Here is a 19,941-nt window from a genome sequence, read left to right on the forward strand (position 1 = left end):
ACGCACTCTCGAAGCCTTGGAAGCCGAACTCAAACCAGCCCTCGACACCATCACCGCAAACGATGCCAAAGGCTGGATCAGGCACGCCGGCTATGTCCTACACTGAAACCAAAAACGCTTTAATCAGTGTGCCTTATCAGGAAGCCATCAGGCTTTGTGGAAGATGATTGGATGCAACGAGGGCCGCTTCCACCCGATTGCGGACGCGCAGTTTCTGCAAAATGTTGGTCAGATGATGCTTGATCGTCTTCTCGCTTAGATCAAGCTTGTTGCCGATCTCCTTATTGCTGCGACCTTGAACCAGGATCGACAAGATCTGTTGTTCGCGAGGAGTCAGGTGTGGGAGAGAACCTGGTTCCCGTGCTTCGCTGACGCTACCCGTATCGGATTTCATAAGCAGTTTGGCCGCAAGACTTGGTGAGATGAAGCTTTGTCCCTGGTTCAACACCCGCACCGTTTGTATCAGTTCCGTGCTGCTGGCGCCCTTCAGCAAATAGCCACGTACACCGCGCTTTAAAGCAGTGTAGACGTGCTCTTCGCCCGCCACAACGGCAAGGATTAGGATACGGATCGTAGGATGTTGCTGGAGGATCGACTCCACAGCCCCCATGCTGCAATCGAGCGTACTGGAATCGAGTACAATCGCATCCGGTCGGCTCTTGTTAACAATCTCTATTGCATCCCAAACCGTTGCGCCTTGGCCAACAACTTCGATGTCCGGTTGAGAATTCAAGGCTAGGATGACACCATCCCGAAAGAGAGGATGTTTATCGATCACTCCAACGCGAATTCTGCCTGTCATTGGAGCCCCCCAGTTCCAATCTCGCTTGCCGCTTACAGGTGCAGCAAATATTCATCTGTTCAATAATGAGCTCATTGAACTTCGTCAGGATCTCAGGATACTGAGTTCAATTTGGATTCAGCAATATCTATGAAGTGAGAGAATAGTATCTTACATGCCCTTGCGTGTTATCCCCAAGTGGGTAAGGAATATTTGCCTTCCAAAAATACCAAAAGGCAACTCGATGTGCGTGTCCATCTCAGTCGGGAACAAGGGCTTGTCCACTGCGTCACTTCAGAGATAGCCTCCTCTCAGACAGCCGTTCCGCCGCCACTATCGCGGCCTCCACGCGATTGCGCACATGAAGTTTCTCCATCACGGCGGTCACGTAACCTTTGATGGTTTTTTCGGTCAGTCCGAGTTCGTCCCCGATCAGCCGATTGCTGAGCCCCTGATGAATGAGCATCAAGATCTGTTCTTCTCGATCTGAGAGCTCAGGAAAATGCCTCGCTGTCTCCGAAGAGGTGTTTTCGTCGGATCCCCTCGACATGAAGAGTTGTGCAGCGAAGCTGGGCGATACGTAATTCTGCCCGGCGTTGACCAAGCGTATGGCATTCACAAGCTCCAAGCTGCCGGTTCCCTTTATGAGGTAGCCTTTGGCCCCTTTTCTCAAGGCATCGCGCACTTCATGCTCGTCATCGACGACCGTCAGCATGAGAGCTTTCGTTGAAGGACAACTTTGTGCCACTTTGGCGACGGCATTGACGCCGCCTCCTGGCATGTTCATGTCGAGGAGGAGAACGTCGGGGGCATGGTCCTGAGCGATTTGAAGAGCCTCAAGGGCTGTTTCTCCTTGGCCGACAACCTCGATGTCATGTTCTGACTCGAGCGCGAAGACCACTCCGTCTCTGTAGAGGGGATGATCGTCGATGACCGCGACCCGAATCTTATGCTGCATCCGTCCCCCCAGCATCCATCAGAGGCAGAGATGCTCTGATGCGCGTTCCATCACCCGGCGTGCTCTTGATGCTCAAAGCCCCTCCGATACTCTCAATTCGATCCCGTAGACCGGCCAACCCTAAACGAGGCTCGCCCTTGGTTCCGCTCGATTCGCGTATACCTGGCCCTTTGTCTGCCACTTCGACAGTCACGGTCGCTCCATCCCAGTTGACTTCGACTTGTTGCTCATGGCCATCTGCGTGCTTGAAAGCATTGTTGAGGCTTTCCTGGATATACCGGCACAAGGCGATCTTCACGAATTGCGGCGCTTGGTCCGGAAGGTCTGCAATCATACAGGTGATCGTTGTTCCTGTTCTGCGTTCGTGCTGACGGACGATGAACAGCAGCGCCTCCTTAAGTGTCAGAGTTTGAATCTCCGGCAGGAGAAGACCTTTGCAAATGTTGCGGGTATCGTTGAGCGCATCCAAAAGGGCTTTTTGAATTTTCTGCAGATTGTCTCGATCGCTCTTTGAGCCCTTTACGCGGTCCAACCGCAGAAGTGCGAGGCTGATCAGTTGAGCGACACCATCGTGGAGATCGTAGCCCATTCGCCGCATAAGGCGCTCGTTGTCCTCCGTGGCGTTCTGTGCCGCACGCTCGATGCGTCCTTGCAGAACCCGATTCTGACGCAACAGTTCTGAAAGTTGGGAAACACGCTCTCTCAGCGCTTCGCGCTGTCGATCAATCGTTTTGCTTCCATTGGCGACGATGACGAATAAGCATCCCATCATGTTCAAAGTGATCAGAGCGGTCGAGAGCCATGTTTTCCATTCCGATGCGATCAGTTCCGAGTTCAACGCTTCCGCACGCTCACGAAATTCGACGACGGCAATGACATTGCCGCTTTCGAAATCTCGGATCGGTGCAAAGACTTTGAGTACGGGTATGCCGGTAAAAGGTTCTGTGACTTCATCATCGTCGAATGTGCCATCGAAGTCTGCCACAACCGCTCCAGCCCAGGCACGTCTGGAATGAGGGTCCAGCGGAAATCTCTTTCCTATGAGCGCCGGCTCTGAACCATGCACGATAAGTCCATCATGTTTCCAGACGCGGATCGAGGTGATACTCGCCTGGAGATCCGGTTTTTCCATCGCTTGGTTCAGGCGGCGAGCATTGTGTTCAGAAAGGACGTCGCCTGTTGCAAGATCTTGCAGAAGCGGAGCGAAAATGGTGTTGACATAGAGCGCTGTGGATATGCCTTTAACTTCGGCAACGCTCCTCTCGATCTGCCATGACACGAGAGTACCCATGGCGAGCATGCCCATCAGCATGACGGCGAATGCAACGAGAAGAAATTGTCCTGCAAGACTTCTTCTCTTTCTTGGCATCGGTCCCAAGAGCGTACCAAGCTCTACATGATAAGAAGCAGACACAGCGACGATCCCCCACCCCTGGACCGTAGCCTTCTTGGCGAGGTTGGGACCTAGAGGCTTTCCAAAGTAGGTCCGGAGTCCCTATTGGGTAAATACTATCCCGAAGAGGTAGCGGTTCTCAGGTGGTTTGGTCTGCGATTGCGAGTTGTGCGAGAAGCGAGATGAAGACAAGCAATGTCAAAGACTTAGCCAATGTCTCCTGGTCCGGACAGATTTCTACGGCGAGCTCATTCCCGGTGAGAACGGCATCCCATAGTTAAATGAAGCGAGCATGAGCCCTCATGGTCAACAATGATCATGCTCAGTCAGCTCTCTGATGATTTTCGATATAGACCCGCAAGGACTTGCCGACGTCCTCGATATGCGTCTTTAACAGAGAACAGGCAGCCGTGATCTGTCCACTCTCGCAGAGACTCAATAGCTCGGCATGCTCGGCCTCAGCCCGCTTCATGCCATCCGTCAGAGAGAGTTGAAGCCGGGTATGCCGATCGCATTCCTGAAGGAGGTTGGCGACGATCGCCAATGTGCGGGGTTGCTTGGCGTGAGAGTACAGAAGCGTATGAAACTCCGTATTCAGCTCGCCCCAGCGCCTGACATGGTGAGCCCGGAGTTCCGCACTGTATTCCTGAAGGATCCGATTGAGTTTCTCGTAGTCATTTGGGGTCAGATGCCGGGCGGATGCTTTGAGGAGGCGCGGTTCAAGCAGCGCCCTGAGTTCAAAAAGCTCCTGCACCTCGTCCGTCGAGAGCTCGGAGACGATGGCACCCCGGTGGGGATGAATCTTGACGAGCCCCTCCGCTTCGAGCTGCATCAGGGCTTCTCGAACCGGGATGCGGCTCACCCCGAACTCGCCCGCCAGAGCGTCCTGCCGCAGTGGAAATCCTGCCTTGAAGTCGCCGTCCAGAATTCGTTGCCGCAGGTTTTCCGCCACCGCAGCCGCAATCGTCCGATGCTGAAGAGACTTCTGCGCTGGTCTGGCGGCTGGCTTGGTTTCGAGCGTCATGGGTTGGGCAATCACTGAACTTGGAAGGTCCACCTCTATAGCAGCATCCCAGGAGTTTGGCTTGACAAGGTAGATTTTATACAATCTACAATAATGCCCATCAATGTCCAGTGTGGGAGAATGGCGGCATGGCTAGAATCGGATGGGAAGGGGTCTTTCCTGCGGTAACCACCCAGTTCAAGTCGAATTATGACTTGGACATCGAGGCTACGGCCAAGGTGATCGACGGGTTGATCCGGGACGGCGTCTCCGGGTTGATCGTCTGCGGAACGGTCGGGGAAAACACGTCTCTGAGCCGTTCGGAAAAGGTGGCAGTCATGGAGACCGCGAAGGATGTCTCCCGTGGCCGTGTGCCGGTGATCGCCGGTATCGCCGAGTTCACGACAGCCTTCGCATCCGAGGTTGCTAAGGAGGCCGAGCGAGTCGGGCTCGACGGCGTCATGGTCATGCCGGCTCTGGTCTATTCCTCGAAGCCGCATGAGACCGCCGCGCATTTTCGCGGCGTTGCCAAGGCCACAGATCTGCCGGTGATGGTCTATAACAATCCCCCTATCTACAAGAACGACGTGACGCCCGATATTCTGGCTTCGCTCGCGGATTGCGAAACGATCGTCTGCTTCAAGGATTCGTCAGGTGATACGCGCCGCTTCACCGATACGAAGAACATGGTCGGCGACCGCTTCGTTCTGTTCGCGGGCCTTGACGATGTCGTCGTCGAAAGCGTGATGCTTGGCGCTGCCGGCTGGGTCTCCGGCATGTCGAACGCGTTTCCCCAGGAAGGCGAGACCCTGTTCCGTCTGGCAAAGGCAGGACGCTACGAGGAGGCGAGGACGCTCTATGAATGGTTCATGCCCCTGCTGCACCTCGATGCCCGGCCCGATCTCGTGCAATGCATCAAGCTGTGCGAGGCCATCATGGGCCGCGGGTCGGAGTTGACGCGTCCTCCGCGTCTTGCTCTCAATGCCCAGGAGCGTGCCGAGGTGGAGGCGGTTATGGACAAGGCCCTGAAGAACCGCCCGGTTCTTCCCGACGTCGGCTTGAAGTCCGCCGCCTGATGCGCTTACGGCGAAGGATCATGAGGTCCTTCGCCCTTTTCGTGATAGTTGGCAATATCTCTGATCAGCGAGTGAAGCGATGGCGCGTCATACCTTCTTTTGCATCGACGGTCACACCTGCGGGAATCCGGTTCGTGTGGTGTCCGGTGGCAGCATTCCCCAATTGAAGGGGGAGACGATGTTCGAGCGCCGTCAGCATTTTCTGGCGGAATACGATTGGATCCGCACCGGCTTGATGTTCGAGCCCCGTGGACACGACATGATGTCTGGTTCGATCCTTTATCCGCCGACGCGTCTCGATTGCGATGTCGGAATTCTGTTCATCGAGACATCCGGCTGTCTTCCGATGTGCGGGCACGGGACGATCGGCACCGTCACCATCGCTCTCGAGAACGGCCTGATCCATCCGAAGACACCAGGTCTCCTGCGTCTCGATACGCCGGCCGGTGTCGTCGAGGCTCGATATGAGCAGAACGGCCCCTTCATCGAGCGGGTCCGCATCACCAACATTCCCTCCTTCCTGTATGGAACGGGCTACGAGGTTGAAGTCGAGGGGCTCGGACACCTGACCGTGGATGTCGCCTATGGCGGCAACTTCTATGCCATCGTGGAGCCGCAACAGCTCTATTCCGACCTGTCGGATATCAACCCCTCAGACATTCTGCGCTGGAGCCCGAAGCTGCGGGAGGCCTTCAACGCGCGCTATCGGATCGCCCATCCGGAGAATCCGGACATCAATCGCCTGACCCATGTTCTGTGGACGGGACGCGCGCAGACCAAGGTGGGTACGGCCCGCAATGCCGTGTTCTATGGCGACAAGGCTATCGACCGTTCACCCTGCGGTACGGGAACTTCGGCTCGCATGGCTCATCTTGCGGATCGCGGCGAGCTGAAAGAGGGCGATGAATTCGTTCATGAGAGCATCATCGGCTCGACCTTCGTCGGACGGATCGAGGGGCGGGCGAAGGTCGGCAATCGCGATGCCATCATTCCGTCGATCGAGGGATGGGCGCGGGTGACAGGCTTCAACACGATCATCATCGACGACCGCGATCCCTTCGCGCAGGGTTTTCAGGTCGTAGATCGGACGAATTAAGCGTAATCAGCAGTAACCTGATACCTTCAAACAGGATGCACGATGCGGATCGCGATTGTCGGTGCTGGAATCGTCGGCCTCGCGGCCGCACATGCCCTCCTCGACAGAGGACATCAGGTTATTCTCATCGAACCGGGCGACCAGACGGCGCGCCCCACGGATGGCAATGCCGGCTGGATTGCTCATACCGACATCATGCCGCTGGCATCTCCCAAGGTCTGGCGAAATCTTCCAAACTGGCTGATGGATCCGCTGGGGCCTCTCACCATCAGGCCTGCCTATCTGCCCACTTTGGCGCCCTGGCTCATCCGCTTCGTGCTGGCATCATCTCCTGCGCGGATCAAGACCAGTATGGCCGCGATCCGCGCTATGAATGCGGAGGCTCTGCCGGCTTGGAAGAAATTATTGTCGTCGTTGAATTTGAGCGATCATCTGCGAGAGAAGGGAATCCTCTCCGTATGGAAGCATCAGGATGCCTTTGAACGGACGAAAGACATCCTCGATCGCCAGCGCGATCTCGGCATCGGTGTCGACATTCTCAGCAGAAACGATCTCGCGAAGCTGGAGCCAGCACTCCACAACGTCGAGGCTGGTGTGCTCTACCCGGAGGCGTGCCACATCTCCGATCCGGCCTACTTGGCGTCCGATCTTTTGAGGCTTGCTCTCGAACGGGGAGCGCAGCACAGAGCAGCACGCGCGGTGGCAGTGGAGCCGAAAGATGGTGGCGTCCATGTCCATACGGATAGTGCCGCGAATGCTGTCATAGCTGACAGGGTCGTCATCGCAGCGGGCATATGGTCACGGCCGCTTGCGAAGCTGTTGGGCGATCGAATTCCTCTCGACACCGAGCGCGGCTATAACGCGACCTATCCCAAGGGGGCGTTCGGCCTCAATCGACCGATCATGTTCGAGGGTGAGGGCTTCGTCACCACGCCTCTCGATGCCGGCGACAGGGTTGGAGGGGCGGTTGAGTTCGCGGGGCTGGAGGCCAAGCCCAATCGTGAGCGCACATCCGCGATGATTGCCCGCTTGAAGCGCTTCCTGCCCGACTTCGATGCCGATCAGGAGGCAAGGCGCTGGATGGGCTTTCGCCCATCCATTCCAGATTCCTTGCCGGTAATCGGTTCAGCTCGGGATGATAGCCGTGTGGTCTACGCATTTGGCCATGGCCATCATGGATTGACCCAGGCCGCCATGACATCGCGGCTCATCGCAGACCTGATCGATGGAAGGACCGGCGAGATCGATCTCAAGCCGTATTCGGCGCAGCGCTTTTGAAACTCGCCCCGGGATCCTCTCCTGACACGCATTATGCCGTAGGCTGAGGCATTGTCGGCGTTACAGGGATCTCCGGCGGTGACGTGGGTGGCACTCCGACCGGTTCGCCCGGCGGTGGAATGTCGCCAGGGGTTGTCGGAGGCACCCCGACAGGCTCAGGCTGAGGTGATTCAGGCGGCGTCGGGGGGCTCACAGGCGCCGGATTGGGATCGGCCGGTGTCGGCTCCGGATAAGGCTGGTTCGGCAGAGGAATGGGCATTCAGACGGCACTCCGCTGATGAGGTGGAAAACGTTACCTTTCAAGGGGCAATCATCAGCGCGACAGGAGGTTCCGGCATGAAACGCGACTGGCACGCTTCAGGGCTTGGCGAATCCTGCCGCCCGTAACGAAAGATGATGCCCTGACTGCGGGTTCTGGGTGAAGAACAGCCCGCCCTTTCGTGCCGAGTGGCCAGGAATGTAGTCGAGGATCACGCTGCTGGTCTCAGGGCCACTACCGCCTGAGATAGTCCCCTCGATCCGTACCTGCGCTGCCGCCGCGCCGCCGACGTTGCGGGCCTCGAATATGACGCGGTAGCCGCCCGCAACCTGGCTTGTCTCCGTTGCTGCAACCGTGATCGCCGGTGAAGAGGTCGCATCGTGCAGTGCCTGCCACCCGATGAAGCCGAAGACGCAGAGCGCCAAGAGAAAACCTAAGCCTGATGCGAGCCATTCGAGCCAGGGGATATGATTCCCGGAGCCGGAGCGACTTTCGTTCTCGATTGCTCTGTTCTGTTCCATCGCCGCCTCATATCACCAGTCGGGCTGTTGCGGCGCCGAGCGAAGCCGGGAACCCGAGTACCACAACCATGTTCGCGATCTCCGTCGGTGCCACCCCCTCCGTGCGGCCAAAGGTCCAGAGCACATAAAAGCTGATGAGCAGGGCAATGCCGTATCCGGCCAACGTGAAGTGGAAGAAAGTGGACAGAAACGTACCACCCTCCAGCCGGCTCTCCTGACCGGAGAACCCGACTGTGTAGACAAGCACGTGCAATAGAATGATGGAGAGGGCGCCGAGCGCCAAGGTGTGCCAAGGGGACATCTGGTAGGCGATCAGGATCATTTCCTCCGTCGGCGCCACATTGAATGCCAGGAACAGGGCGCCTGCCAGCATCAGGAAAAGCTCTCCACCGTATCCGGCTTCCGCTTTGCGCTCCTCTTCGGCTTGGATGTCCTGTCCGCCCCCAAGCTGCTTGCGCCCGAGCATGGCCCCGATGCTCGCCGGCACGCTCTGCAGGGCCACCTTGCCGACGATCTCGTTCCACGTCATGTCGAGGGTGATCACCGCCAGGAGAGCGAGCATGGCCGCCGAGGTGAGGACGCCGACCCCGAAGGCTGCAAAGGCATCCATCGCGTCCTCCTTCCAGCTGAAGGTCTTCTCGAAGCCTGCGAAGTAGGACAAGCCGATCAGGATGGCGAAATTGATGCTCATGAACAGGAGCAGCCGAACAGGCTCCATCGAGAACCCCAGCCACCACATCTCCATGGTCATCAGGAGCGGAATGGCAAAGATGACAGCTCCGCCAAAGGCGCGACCCAGGCCAATGGCATAGTCTTTATTCGTCTCCGGAACGCTCTCTTCGTGCACCATCTCAGCAACCTGCGGCGGACTTCGCCATGAACGAAGCTTGGCCGTGCGAGGAAAACTCGCGTGCTGAGACAAGGTTCCAAAGCAGCCCGCGCTACCGGCGGAAGCTGGAGCTTGTCATGTCCGCTCGCCCGTCGTCGCGGCGGGGACGTGCTATTCCTGCCCGCGCTCACGGCGGCGGCGCTCGACCTCCTGTTTGATCATCACATCGAGGATCTCACTCGGCACCGCCTTCGATGGGCGGCTGTTGACGGCACGCAGACGCTCGAGGTCGAACTTCGGCTCGCGGTTGACGGTCAGAAGGCCGTTGGTCTCCTGGGCCGTATCGGTAAGCTGCGTGTAGCAGAAGCCCGCGAGCGCGGTGGAGGCAAGCAGTGCATCGACGAGTTCCTCATAGCGTGTGAGCAATTCATCGGGGTTGGCGAACTGACCGTAGCCGAACCAGTCCTCGCTGGCCTGCGGCACGAAGCCAAGCCCGCCGAACTCGCTGATCACGATGGGCTCGTCGTCGATCTCGACGCCTTCGCCCAAAAGCGGATGGTGATGCGGACGCACTTCGCGAAACGTGCGCGCGATGGTCTCCCGGTCGGCGTAACGCTCCCGCAACATGTCGCCGGTCGGCGCATAATCATGCACGCCGAAGATGTCGCCCACCGCATGCTGCCATCCATCATTGCTGATCACGGGCCGCGTCGGGTCGAGCGCACGGGTGAGGTGATAGAGCGCCTGCACGAAGTCACGCTGCTGCCTTGACCGATCCAGGTCCGGGACACCCCAGCTTTCGTTCAAGGGTACCCAGGTGATGATCGAAGGATGGTTGTAGTCCCGCCGGACCGCTTCAAGCCACTCGCGGGTCAGCATTTCGGCGGCACGATCCGAGTACACATAGGCATTGGCGGCTTCGCTCCAGACGAGCATGCCGAGCCGGTCGCACCAGTACAGAAAGCGCGGATCCTCCATCTTCTGATGAATGCGGATCCCGTTGAAACCGAGCGATTGCGCCCGCTCCACCTCGCGCTTGAGGGCATCCGCATCCGGGGCGGTCAGGAGCGAATCCGGCCAGTAGTTCTGCGCCAGGACGAGACGCAGGAAAGTCGGAATGCCGTTGATGATGAAGCGCCCGTCGCGGGCCTCAACACGGCGCAGGCCGAAATAGCTTTCAACGCGGTCGACAATGGTGCCATTCCCGTCGATCAGCTCGATTACGGCCTCGATGAGGTTGGGATGTTCCGGGGCCCAGAGCAATGTGCGGCGTCGGCGGATCGCCGCATCGTTGATGTCGAGAAGAAGGTCGCGCCGCAGCTCACGGCCGGAGATCAGATAGGTGTCGTCGATGAGAGTGCGTGCGGGCCGGTCGCCCGTCAGTTGCACCCTCGCGCGCCAGCCAGCGGGAGGCGCGCGGTCGAGCCGGAGGACGAGCCCGGCGCCGAGGCGGTCGACATCGGGCGTCCAGCGCAGCTCGGCAATGGCAACCCTGGGAACGGGTTCCAGCCAGACCGGCTGCCAGATGCCGGTGGTGCGGTGATACCAGATATAGCCGGGCTGCTCCTCCCAGTACTGCTTGCCCCGCGGCTGCTGCAGGTCGCGTGGTTCGTCCTCGGCGCGAACCACGATCACCTGGGTTGTGCCCGGAACGAGCAGAGGGGTGATGTCGCCCGAAAAAGGCGTCTGTCCGCCTGTGTGCTCGACCGCCATGCGACCGTTGACCCAGATGGTGGCCTTGTAATCGACGGCGCCGAAATGGATGAGAAGCCGTTCCCGACGATCCGCCTCATCTACCCCCACCTCACGCCGGTACCAGACGACCGGATGAAAGCCTGTTTCGTGCACGCCGGACAATTTACTCTCGGGGGCAAAGGGCACCAGGATCTCGCGAGTGAAGGGCTCTGTCCGCTCGAACCAGCGTTCGGCAAACCCTCGATCCTCATCGTCGAAAGCAAAGCCCCAGGGGCCGCACAGATCGATCCAGCGTTCGCGGCGCAGCTGCGGGCGGGGATGGAGATCCACAGGGGAGATCGTTTCGGCCATGTCTCGTCTCCTTGTCTGGCGTGAAGCCAGACGGCTCTTCGCCGACCAACGCGCGAGGGCAAGGGATGTTCTCAAGCGGCGGATCAGGTGCAACTTTCTCCGATGTGAGCCGTTTCCTACCCTGGATCCCATGACGGCCGAGGTTCGCCTGCGGCCTAATCGCTGTGCTGCAGTGGAAGCACTGACGCTCAAGAGATGGCCACGGCATGACCCGACCGCTCCCGCCTCGATCTCAACTCCACCGATTGACAGCACCCGAAGCCTTCTGGTGGTCCACCGGAATCGAGGACACCTTCATCACGGCTCCGCACCCGGTCACAGGGCGCACCCTCGACGAGTATGAGCTGACGGGCCATTACGACCGCTGGCATGACGATCTCGGTCTCGTGGCCGAACTCGGCGTTCTCTGCGCCCGCTACGGCGTGCCATGGCACCGGATCCAGCCGACGCCGAGCACTTGGGACTGGACCTTTCCCGACGAGACGCTGGAGCGCCTGCTCGATCTCGGCGTCGACCCTCAGGTCGACCTCGTCCATTACGGATTGCCGTCCTGGATCGAAGGCGCCTTTCTTCATCCCGACTATCCAAAGCTCGTCTCCGATTATGCAGCGCGCCTCGCTGAGCGTTTTCGTGGGCGGATCACCTGGTACACCCCGCTCAACGAGCCGCGCATCACGGGCTGGTATTGCGGGCGCCTCGGCTGGTGGCCGCCATTCCGGCGCAGCTGGCCCGGCTTCGTGGCGCTGATGCTGGCCATCGCAAAGGGCATGGTGGAAACCGTCAAGGCGTTGGAGAACGTCGATCCGGAGATTGTCCCATACTTTGTCGATGCCACCGATCTATTCGATACCGACGATCCCGCTTTCGAGGACGAGGCCCGGCGCCGTCAGGACATCGTTTTTCTCGCGTTGGATCTCGTCTCGGGACGGATCGACGAGCGCCATTCGCTCTGGTCTTGGCTGTTGAAGAACGGCGCGCGGGAAGCCGATCTCGCTTACTTTCTCGACAATGCCGTGGCGCTTCCGGTCATCGGCATGAACCTCTATCCGATGTTCACGCAGAAGAAGCTGCTGCGGGATGCCGGAGGGCGTTTTCGGATCCGCATGCCCTATGCCGGCGCCGATCTCATCACCCGTCTCGGGCGGCTCTATCACGAGCGCTACCAGGCGCCGCTCATGATCTCGGAGACGGCCTCGATCGGCTCCCTCCGCCGTCGGCTCGATTGGCTTGATGCATCGGTCGCGGCCACACGGCAGCTACGTGAAGAGGGAATTCCACTGGTGGGATATACCTGGTGGCCGATGTTCGCCCTTGTCACCTGGGCCTACCGCCAGGGCCGTCGCCCCGTGACGGATCATCTGGCTCAGATGGGGCTGTGGGACATCGTCCCGGACGAGGCCGATCCGCTGCGGCGGGTGCGAACTCCGGCCGTCGACATTTATCAGAGCTTGGTGCGAAGCGGGACCGAGAGCATCGGCAGGCTCGCCGAAATGCCGTCCCGTGCTGCGGCAAGCCTATAAAGCGAAATGGGGAGAGCGGGATGTTCAGAAGCTTCTTTCTGGCCGGTTTCGAGGGATCCACAGGCTACAATCGGCATGGTCATTGGTTCGACCAGGTGGTCGCAACGGGTCATGACAAGACGGTCAATGAGGATTACCGGCAACTCGCCGAGCTCGACATTCACGCGGCGCGCGAAACCATCCGCTGGCCCTTGGTGGATCTCGGGCGCGGACGCTACGACTTCTCCACGGTCGAGCCCTTCGTTGAGGCGGCGCGGCGCTATCATGTGGAAGTCATCTGGGATCTCTTTCACTACGGCTATCCGCGGGGTCTCGACCTGTGGAGCGAGGATTTTCCCAAGCGATTTGCCGATTATTGCTATGCCGTCGGCCGCTACATTGCACAGCGCACGGAAGGCACCTGCGCTTTCACGCCGGTGAACGAGCCCTCGTTTATGGCTTACGCAGCCGGCGAGAAGGGCCTGTTCGCACCGCATGTCACGGGGCGCGGCTGGGACCTCAAGGTGGCGCTTGCGCGGGCGGCCATTGAAGGTATCAACGCCTTGTGGGCGGCCTGCACAGGCGCGCGCATGGTGAATGTTGATCCCCTGTGCCGCGTGGCTAGCCCCTTCGACCGTCCGGAACTTGAGGAAGAAGTGCGAGACTTCAACGAGCGCCTCGTTTTCCAGAGCTGGGACATGCTCTGCGGTCGCCTGTTGCCGGAGCTTGGCGGCAGCCGGGAGCACTTGGACATCGTGGGCATCAACTATTACTGGACCAACCAATGGGAGTTCGGCGGCGCGGTGCGGGAAGATGGCGTGATCCCGCCGCTGGGGGATGACGATCCGCGCCGCTGGCCCTTGAGCGCACTCGTTCGCTCGGTGTGGGAGCGCTATGGCGGCGAAGTGATGATCACGGAAACCAGCCACATCGGCGACAGCCGCGGCCGCTGGCTGTGGGAGGTGGCGCAGGAATCGGAGGAACTGCTTCTAGATGGCGTGCCAATACGCGGCGTATGCCTCTATCCGATCTTAGGCATGCCGGAATGGCACGATCCGGAGATCTGGACGCCGATGGGTCTTTGGGACCCGGTCTGCCATCGCGAGCCCTGCGGCGAGCGATTGATCTGCGAGCCAATGCTCGAAGCTCTGCAATCCGTGCGCCATGTGGACGAGCTCCATCACAGGATGGTCTCTCGTTCCGATCAGCGGAAAACCTCGTTCCAGTCGAAGAGAACCGCAGGGAGGATGGCTGGTCCGGTTGCAGCTGAGTGAAGGACTTTCGCTGCAACCAATACCGATATGGCTGAGGCCGACCCTAGTTCAGAAATGACTCAAGCAAAGCGCGCGAAAGCCCGCGAGAGCGGCGTTATCGGCTAAAACCGATGTCATTCCCGCCTCGCGAAGGGCGAGGCTGTAGCGCTGGCACAGCACTGGCGTGCCGATCAGCGTGACATTCCTGTCCGATGAGCCGTACTCCTCGATCGCCTCTTTGATTTCCGCGCCGATCAGCAGGCCGGAGAGATAATCGCTGATATCGGCAGGAGGCAGTTCCTCGAACAGAACCAGGCTGCGCGCTGAGAAGATGCGCCGCAGGATGCTGCCGCCGATGCGACGATCCTGGCTAAGCCTGACGCCACGCAGGAACGCCTCCGGGTTGTCGGCCGATTGCGCGGGAATGAGCTTGCTGACGAGCGAATTCGATTTGAGCAGCGATGCGATTTCACCCGACATATAGGTGGCGAATTGCTCGATGCGGCCATCCTTGACGGCAACCCATTTGGTGTGGGCGCCGGGGAGGGCGACAAGACCGCTATTCTGGCCCATCGCGCCAAAGACCTTGAGCTCTTCCCCGCGCATCATGTCGGGGAGGGGCGTGCGTACCGAGACGCCGGGAAGAAAGACGAGAGGCTGCAGGCCGTCGATCTGTTTGACGATTGCCCGCGCCGCGATGTCGTTCAGCGAAGCGGGTGTTTCTGCATAGGGCGTCTCGACCCAGCCATTGCGGCTGGTGATCATGCCGGCGAGATAGATGCGGCTCGCCTCTGCCGCCCAATCTCCGACGATTGCGCGCAGCGCGGCCTCAAATCCGCCGTCGGTGACATGGTTGACGCCTTTCGCCTCCTGCCGCTCTCCGAGAAGGGTTCCGTCATGAGCGAAGAGGTAGGCATGGAAGGCAGCCGAAGTCCATTCGATGGCGAGGAACACGCGAAGCTCCCTTAATAGGCCGGCTTGACGGGGAACCAATCCTGCCGCTCGCTGTCGAGATAGGCGCCGACGATGCCGTCGACCGCATAGCGCTGAACGAGATCCTCATCGACCTCGACGCCGAGGCCGGGGGCATCGGGAACCTGAAAGCGTCCGGACAGCATGGCGGGAGGCGCGGGCGAGATATCGCCGCCGAGATAGGCCCGCTCCGTATCGATGGCGAGACTCATATTGGGAATCGACGCCGCGAGGTGAATATAGGCAGCCTGCGACAGGGCGAGCTCCGCGCCGGAATGCAGAGTGACAGGAATGCCGACCGCCTCGCAGATGGCGGCGGCCTTGATCGTCTGCCACAACCCGCCTTCCTCATGCGGATCGAGCAGCACCACATCCGCCGCATCGGCGCGCACGATGTTGCCGATGTCGGATAGGGTATAGGCGCTCTCATCGAGAGCGATCGGGACCGACGTGGACCGGCGCAGGAGCGCGTGGCCCGCCAGATCGTCGAGTTCCAGAGGCTGCTCCACATAGGCCGGATCGAAGGCGAGCAGCTTCTCCAGTTGCCGCTTGGCGGTGCCGGGCGTCCAAGCGCCGTTCACATCGAGCCGCAAGGCGCGCGCGCCGATGGCCTCGCGGGAGGCTTCCGCCAGCAGGATGTCGCTCGGCTCATCGAAGCCGATCTTGATCTTGAAGGTCTCATAGCCGGCATCGAGAAACCTCCCGATCCGCTCCTTCAACTGCTTCGTATCCTTGGTGAAGAGATAGGCGGCGGCTTCCACATCCTTGCGCCAGCGCCCGCCCCAGAGGCTCGACAGAGGAAGCTTGGCCTGTTTCCCCAAAGCGTCCCACATGGCCATCTCGAGCGCGGCGATCGCCATGACGGCCGCTCTCTTGTGGTGGTAGTAGCCGGCGCCGAGAACGTGCCGGTGCAGCCGCTCCACGTCGGCCACGGAATAGCCCAGTCCCACCTTGGCGACGATGTCGGAGAAGACCGCCGGCACGGCCGCGATCAGCGAGATCGTCTCGCCCCACCCGACAATCCCGGCATCCGTTTCGATCCGGCAGATGAGCCGCGTCGTCCCGATCCTCCGGCCCGATCCCCACAGGATATCTTCCGTGAACGGCACCCGTACGAGGGTGTGGTGAATGGCGGTGATTTTCATCGCGAGAAGCCTCTTCAACGAAAGGCGGGTTGACTTGGAACTGAGTTCCAACATAATCGGAGCCATCCTGAAGGGTCAATTGGGCAGCCGGCTCATCCTTTCGACGGAGCTTTGATGGGACGCATGCAGGCCGAGCTGAAAATCGACGATGAGGCCGAGGTCGGTGCTTCCGGGCCGGTTCCCGGCGTGCAGGCGCTCACACGGGGGGTCCATCTCCTCGAGCTTGTCGCCTCAGCAGCCGCGCCTCCCCGGTTCACGGACCTGCTCGAAGGGTCTGGCATGCCCAAGGGCACATTGCATCGCATCCTCCAGGCCCTTGTCGACGAACGGCTCCTGAAGCTCGACAGCCGGGATCAGACCTATCGCCTCGGGTCGCGCCTGTTTCAGTGGGCGCATCGGGTCTGGGACGATTTCGACCTGCGCGGCGCGGCCGAACCCGAACTGGAGCGGTTGCGGGACCTCACCGGCGAGACGGTGCGGCTTGGCATCCTCGACGGCGATGAGATTCTCTACATCGATCAGCGTGAGGCGCCGCAGCCGGTGCGCCTGAGCAATGGCGTTGGTAGCCGAGCGAAGCCTTATGCCAGTGGTCTTGGCAAGGCGATCCTGGCTCATCTTTCACTCGAGATGCGGCGCAGGCTCCTGGGCGAAGCGGAGCTGAAACGGCTGACGCCTCATACCATCGCGGATTTCAACGAACTGATCAGCCAGCTCGATCTCACCAAGGCCCGCGGCTATGCGGTTTCCATTGACGAGCAGAATGTCGGCATCAGCTCCGTGGCCGCGCCCATTCTGGATCACGAGGCCAAGCCCCTCGGCGCCATCGGCGTCATCGGCCCGTCTTTCCGGCTGCCACCCGAGCGCCTTCATGCCCTCGGGCGCGATGTCATCGAGGCGGCGCGCCGAATCTCAGGCAATATTGGCGAGGTGGCGATGTCGCTGAATATCAATCCGCGACCTCTTGGCGCCGACCGGAACGATGTGCGCTGCGCCATTCCCGCCAGCCTCTTCCTGGGCGAGGGGCCGCATTGGTCTGCTCAAGACCAGCAGCTCTATTTCGTCGATATTCTTGCGCCATCCGTCTGTGTTGGCGATCCCGTGAAGGGTTCCTATCGCTCCTGGGCGATGCCGGAGCTCACGAGTTTCCTCATTCCGCGTAAAGGTGGAGGCTTCATCGCCGGCATGCAGAGCGAGGTGCGGGCAATCGATCCGGTGAAGAACGAGAGTACCGTGCTCGCACGGCCGGAAATCAACCGCCCCGGCAATCGCTTCAATGATGGAAAGTGCGACCGTCGCGGCCGGCTCTGGGCCGGGACGCTCGCCATCGACACGACGCCTGGCCAAGGCTTGCTCTGGCGTCTCGATCCGGAGGGCCAAGTTCACCAGATGGACCGGGGCTTCCACGTCTCGAACGGTCTGGGCTGGAGCCCCGACGATCGCCTCTTCTATTTCACCGACACCGCGAAGCAGACGATTTACGTCTACGACTTCGACAGCGAGACGGGCGCCATCGAGAACCGGCGCGTTTTCGTGACCGTGCCGGAAGGCGAGGGAAAGCCGGACGGCCTGACCATCGATGCTGAAGGCTTCGTGTGGAGCGCGCATTGGGATGGCTGGTGCGTCACACGCTATGACCCGGACGGGCGTGTGGAGCGTGTCATCAACCTGCCGGTGCCGCGTCCGACAAGCTGCGTGTTCGGCGGCGCGGGCCTGCAGACGCTGTTCGTCACTTCCGCACGCATCCGGTTGTCCGCTGCACAGATCGCCGATGCTCCCCTGTCGGGCAGCGTCTTTGCGATTGAGACCGGAATAAAGGGATTGCCCGAAAACGTCTTCGGCGGATGACAGATATCGCAAGGGTGCGCAATCAACATGGCTAGATTAGAGCTCCATCAGATCCGAAAATCATTCGGCAATGTCGATGTGCTGAAGGGAATCGACCTGACCGTCGAGGATGGTGAGTTCACCGCCTTCGTCGGTCCGTCGGGCTGCGGAAAATCCACGCTGCTGCGTCTGATCTGCGGGCTCGACGAGATCACATCGGGCCAGATGACGATCGACGATCAGGTAGTGAACGACGTGCCCCCGGCCAAGCGCGGCATCGCCATGGTATTCCAGTCCTATGCGCTCTACCCGCATATGTCCGTTGCCGACAACATGGGCTATGCACTGAAGCTGGCGGGCACGCCGCGCGAAGAGATTCGCCGTCGGGTCGAGGCGGCGACCAAGGTGCTGCGGATCTCCGATTATGTGGATCGCAAGCCGCGCCAATTGTCGGGCGGTCAGCGCCAGCGCGTCGCCATCGGTCGGGCCATCGTGCGCGAACCGAAGATCTTCCTGTTCGACGAGCCTCTGTCGAATCTCGATGCGGCGCTCCGGGTCGAGATGCGCATCGAGATCGCGCGCATGAAGGAGCGGCTCGGCACTACGATGATCTATGTCACGCACGATCAAATCGAGGCTATGACACTCGCTGACAAGATCGTCGTACTCAATGCGGGCCAAGTCGAGCAGATCGGCTCGCCGCTCGATCTTTACAACGCTCCGGTCAATCGCTTCGTCGCAGGCTTCATCGGAAGTCCGCGCATGAACTTCCTGTCCGTGAAAGGGCAGCGTCTTGAAGGCGGCCGGGTGAGGGTGCACGGCGGACTCGTTTCCCTGAACACGCTTCCGCCTGAGGCGCCTGCTGAGATCGGCGTGCGTCCCGAGCATCTGGAACTCTGCGCGCCCGGAACCGGCAATGACCTGGACGGAAAGATCGTCATGACCGAGCATCTCGGCAGCGATACTTATGCCTATGTGGCGCTCGAGGGCACGGAAGAGATGATCGTCGTGCGCCTCGACGGCGAGCGGCCGATCCGCCAAGGTGAGCCTGTGGGCGTCTCGATCAATCCGGACGCGGTGCATGTGTTCTCGGCCGATGGGCGGACGCTGGTTTCCGCAAAGCCGATGGCGAGGAATGCGGCATGAGCATTCATCCCGAACTCGTCCCGCGTGTAACGGTAGAGGGCGCCGTTTATCCGAGCCTGAAAGGGAAGGGTGTTCTGATCACGGGCGGCGGGTCCGGAATCGGCGCGTCCCTGGTCGAGCACTTTTGCGCGCAAGGCGCCCATGTCGGCTTCATCGAACTGAATGCGGATTACGCGGACGAGACGGCGCGACGCATCGAGGTGGCGACCGGCAACCGGCCGCATTTTGAGGCGGTGGATCTGCGCGACATCGGGGCGCTTCGCTCCGCCATCAGTTCTCTCTCCGAGCAGATCGGGACGGTCCGGGTTCTGGTCAACAATGCCGGCAATGACGACCGGATGCCGCTTGAGGACGTGACGCCCGAATACTGGGACGAACGCTTCCAGACGAACCTGCGCCATCAGTTCTTCGCCGCTCAGGCGGTGATCGGCGACATGGCTCAAGCCGGGGGCGGGTCCATCATCAACATGGGGTCGATCTCCTGGATGCGCGGAGCCGCCGGGCTCATCTTCTATACGACGGCGAAATCCGCCGTCATGGGCATGACGAAGTCGCTCGCGCGGGAAGTCGGCGAGCGCAACATCCGCGTCAATTCCATCGCTCCCGGCTGGGTTCTCACCGAGCGCCAGGTCGAGCGGGCGAAGCGCATCTATCAGGGAAAGTTCGCTGAATATCTCGAGGTGCAATGCCTCAAGGAACATCTTCTGCCTCCGGACATCGCCCGGATGGCCCTCTGGCTTGCTGCCGACGACTCACGTCTCGTGACCGCGCAGACATTCATCGTCGACGGAGGGGTGGTCTAGCGCGCAACCGCCTCAAAGAAACATGTGCGCAGGAATATGGGGTTTGCTCCATATCGGGA

At 60.4% G+C, this 19,941-nt stretch carries 17 protein-coding genes; 8 read left to right on the forward strand and 9 right to left on the reverse strand.

Features of this window, described 5'->3' with window-relative positions; translation table 11 throughout:
- Positions 1-136: 136 nt before the first annotated feature.
- From ACS5Q1_RS16075 to ACS5Q1_RS16090, 4 genes are all read right to left on the reverse strand, one after another.
- The gene (locus ACS5Q1_RS16075) at positions 137-802 is read right to left on the reverse strand and encodes a LuxR C-terminal-related transcriptional regulator (RefSeq protein WP_473099160.1); all 666 of its coding nucleotides are present in this window, start codon (positions 800-802) and stop codon (positions 137-139) included.
- A gap of 268 nt (positions 803-1,070) precedes the next feature.
- Positions 1,071-1,754: a response regulator gene (locus ACS5Q1_RS16080; protein WP_473099161.1), complete on the reverse strand. Its 684-nt coding sequence runs from the start codon at positions 1,752-1,754 to the stop codon at positions 1,071-1,073.
- Positions 1,729-3,153 carry a sensor histidine kinase gene (locus ACS5Q1_RS16085; RefSeq protein WP_473099162.1) on the reverse strand — a complete coding sequence of 475 codons (1,425 nt, stop codon included), beginning with the start codon at positions 3,151-3,153 and terminating at the stop codon, positions 1,729-1,731. Before ACS5Q1_RS16085 ends, ACS5Q1_RS16080 begins: the two co-directional genes overlap by 26 nt.
- A 301-nt stretch (positions 3,154-3,454) precedes the next feature.
- Positions 3,455-4,156 carry a GntR family transcriptional regulator gene (locus ACS5Q1_RS16090; RefSeq protein ID WP_473099163.1) on the reverse strand — a complete coding sequence of 234 codons (702 nt, stop codon included), beginning with the start codon at positions 4,154-4,156 and terminating at the stop codon, positions 3,455-3,457.
- 128 nt (positions 4,157-4,284) lie between these two features.
- On the opposite strand from ACS5Q1_RS16090, the gene ACS5Q1_RS16095 reads away from it, so the two are divergent.
- The 3 genes from ACS5Q1_RS16095 (at position 4,285) to ACS5Q1_RS16105 (ending at position 7,585) form a co-directional block, all read left to right on the forward strand.
- On the forward strand, positions 4,285-5,211 hold the full coding sequence (locus ACS5Q1_RS16095; RefSeq protein ID WP_473099164.1) for a dihydrodipicolinate synthase family protein: 927 nt from the start codon (positions 4,285-4,287) through the stop codon (positions 5,209-5,211).
- A 79-nt stretch (positions 5,212-5,290) separates the two neighbouring features.
- A complete protein-coding gene (locus tag ACS5Q1_RS16100; protein ID WP_473099165.1) occupies positions 5,291-6,307 on the forward strand; it encodes a 4-hydroxyproline epimerase in 1,017 nt (338 codons plus the stop codon).
- 42 nt (positions 6,308-6,349) lie between these two features.
- Entirely contained in the window at positions 6,350-7,585 is a 1,236-nt protein-coding gene (locus ACS5Q1_RS16105) for an NAD(P)/FAD-dependent oxidoreductase (protein ID WP_473099166.1), read from the forward strand.
- 357 nt (positions 7,586-7,942) lie between these two features.
- Here ACS5Q1_RS16105 and ACS5Q1_RS16110 read toward each other — a convergent pair whose 3' ends face one another.
- From ACS5Q1_RS16110 to ACS5Q1_RS16120, 3 genes are all read right to left on the reverse strand, one after another.
- On the reverse strand, positions 7,943-8,365 hold the full coding sequence (locus tag ACS5Q1_RS16110) for a hypothetical protein (RefSeq protein WP_473099167.1): 423 nt from the start codon (positions 8,363-8,365) through the stop codon (positions 7,943-7,945).
- 7 nt (positions 8,366-8,372) lie between these two features.
- On the reverse strand, positions 8,373-9,215 hold the full coding sequence (locus tag ACS5Q1_RS16115; protein WP_473099168.1) for a TIGR02587 family membrane protein: 843 nt from the start codon (positions 9,213-9,215) through the stop codon (positions 8,373-8,375).
- A 150-nt stretch (positions 9,216-9,365) separates the two neighbouring features.
- Positions 9,366-11,240: a glycoside hydrolase family 2 protein gene (locus ACS5Q1_RS16120; RefSeq protein ID WP_473099169.1), complete on the reverse strand. Its 1,875-nt coding sequence runs from the start codon at positions 11,238-11,240 to the stop codon at positions 9,366-9,368.
- Between the two features lie 206 nt (positions 11,241-11,446).
- On the opposite strand from ACS5Q1_RS16120, the gene ACS5Q1_RS16125 reads away from it, so the two are divergent.
- Both ACS5Q1_RS16125 and ACS5Q1_RS16130 read left to right on the forward strand, forming a co-directional pair.
- A complete protein-coding gene (locus ACS5Q1_RS16125) occupies positions 11,447-12,760 on the forward strand; it encodes a family 1 glycosylhydrolase (RefSeq protein ID WP_473099170.1) in 1,314 nt (437 codons plus the stop codon).
- A gap of 20 nt (positions 12,761-12,780) precedes the next feature.
- Positions 12,781-14,013, forward strand: a complete 1,233-nt coding sequence (locus ACS5Q1_RS16130) for a glycoside hydrolase (RefSeq protein ID WP_473099171.1) — start codon at positions 12,781-12,783, stop codon at positions 14,011-14,013.
- Positions 14,014-14,061: 48 nt separating this feature from the next.
- On the opposite strand, the gene ACS5Q1_RS16135 is transcribed toward ACS5Q1_RS16130, so the two are convergent.
- Together ACS5Q1_RS16135 and ACS5Q1_RS16140 are read right to left on the reverse strand one after the other, a co-directional pair.
- Positions 14,062-14,946 carry a 2-dehydro-3-deoxygalactonokinase gene (locus ACS5Q1_RS16135; RefSeq protein ID WP_473099172.1) on the reverse strand — a complete coding sequence of 295 codons (885 nt, stop codon included), beginning with the start codon at positions 14,944-14,946 and terminating at the stop codon, positions 14,062-14,064.
- Positions 14,947-14,957: 11 nt separating this feature from the next.
- A complete protein-coding gene (locus ACS5Q1_RS16140) occupies positions 14,958-16,109 on the reverse strand; it encodes a mandelate racemase/muconate lactonizing enzyme family protein (protein ID WP_473099173.1) in 1,152 nt (383 codons plus the stop codon).
- A 114-nt stretch (positions 16,110-16,223) separates the two neighbouring features.
- Here ACS5Q1_RS16140 and ACS5Q1_RS16145 point away from each other — a divergent pair, with 114 nt between their 5' ends.
- Genes ACS5Q1_RS16145 through ACS5Q1_RS16155 form a run of 3 tightly spaced genes read left to right on the forward strand, consistent with a single transcriptional unit; the run spans position 16,224 to position 19,882 of the window.
- On the forward strand, positions 16,224-17,954 hold the full coding sequence (locus ACS5Q1_RS16145) for an SMP-30/gluconolactonase/LRE family protein (protein WP_473099174.1): 1,731 nt from the start codon (positions 16,224-16,226) through the stop codon (positions 17,952-17,954).
- A gap of 27 nt (positions 17,955-17,981) precedes the next feature.
- Entirely contained in the window at positions 17,982-19,079 is a 1,098-nt protein-coding gene (locus tag ACS5Q1_RS16150; protein ID WP_473099175.1) for an ABC transporter ATP-binding protein, read from the forward strand.
- On the forward strand, positions 19,076-19,882 hold the full coding sequence (locus ACS5Q1_RS16155) for an SDR family NAD(P)-dependent oxidoreductase (protein ID WP_473099176.1): 807 nt from the start codon (positions 19,076-19,078) through the stop codon (positions 19,880-19,882). The genes ACS5Q1_RS16150 and ACS5Q1_RS16155 overlap by 4 nt, the downstream gene beginning before the upstream one ends.
- Positions 19,883-19,941: the final 59 nt, after the last annotated feature.

The organism is Microvirga sp. GN3 (assembly GCF_055792825.1).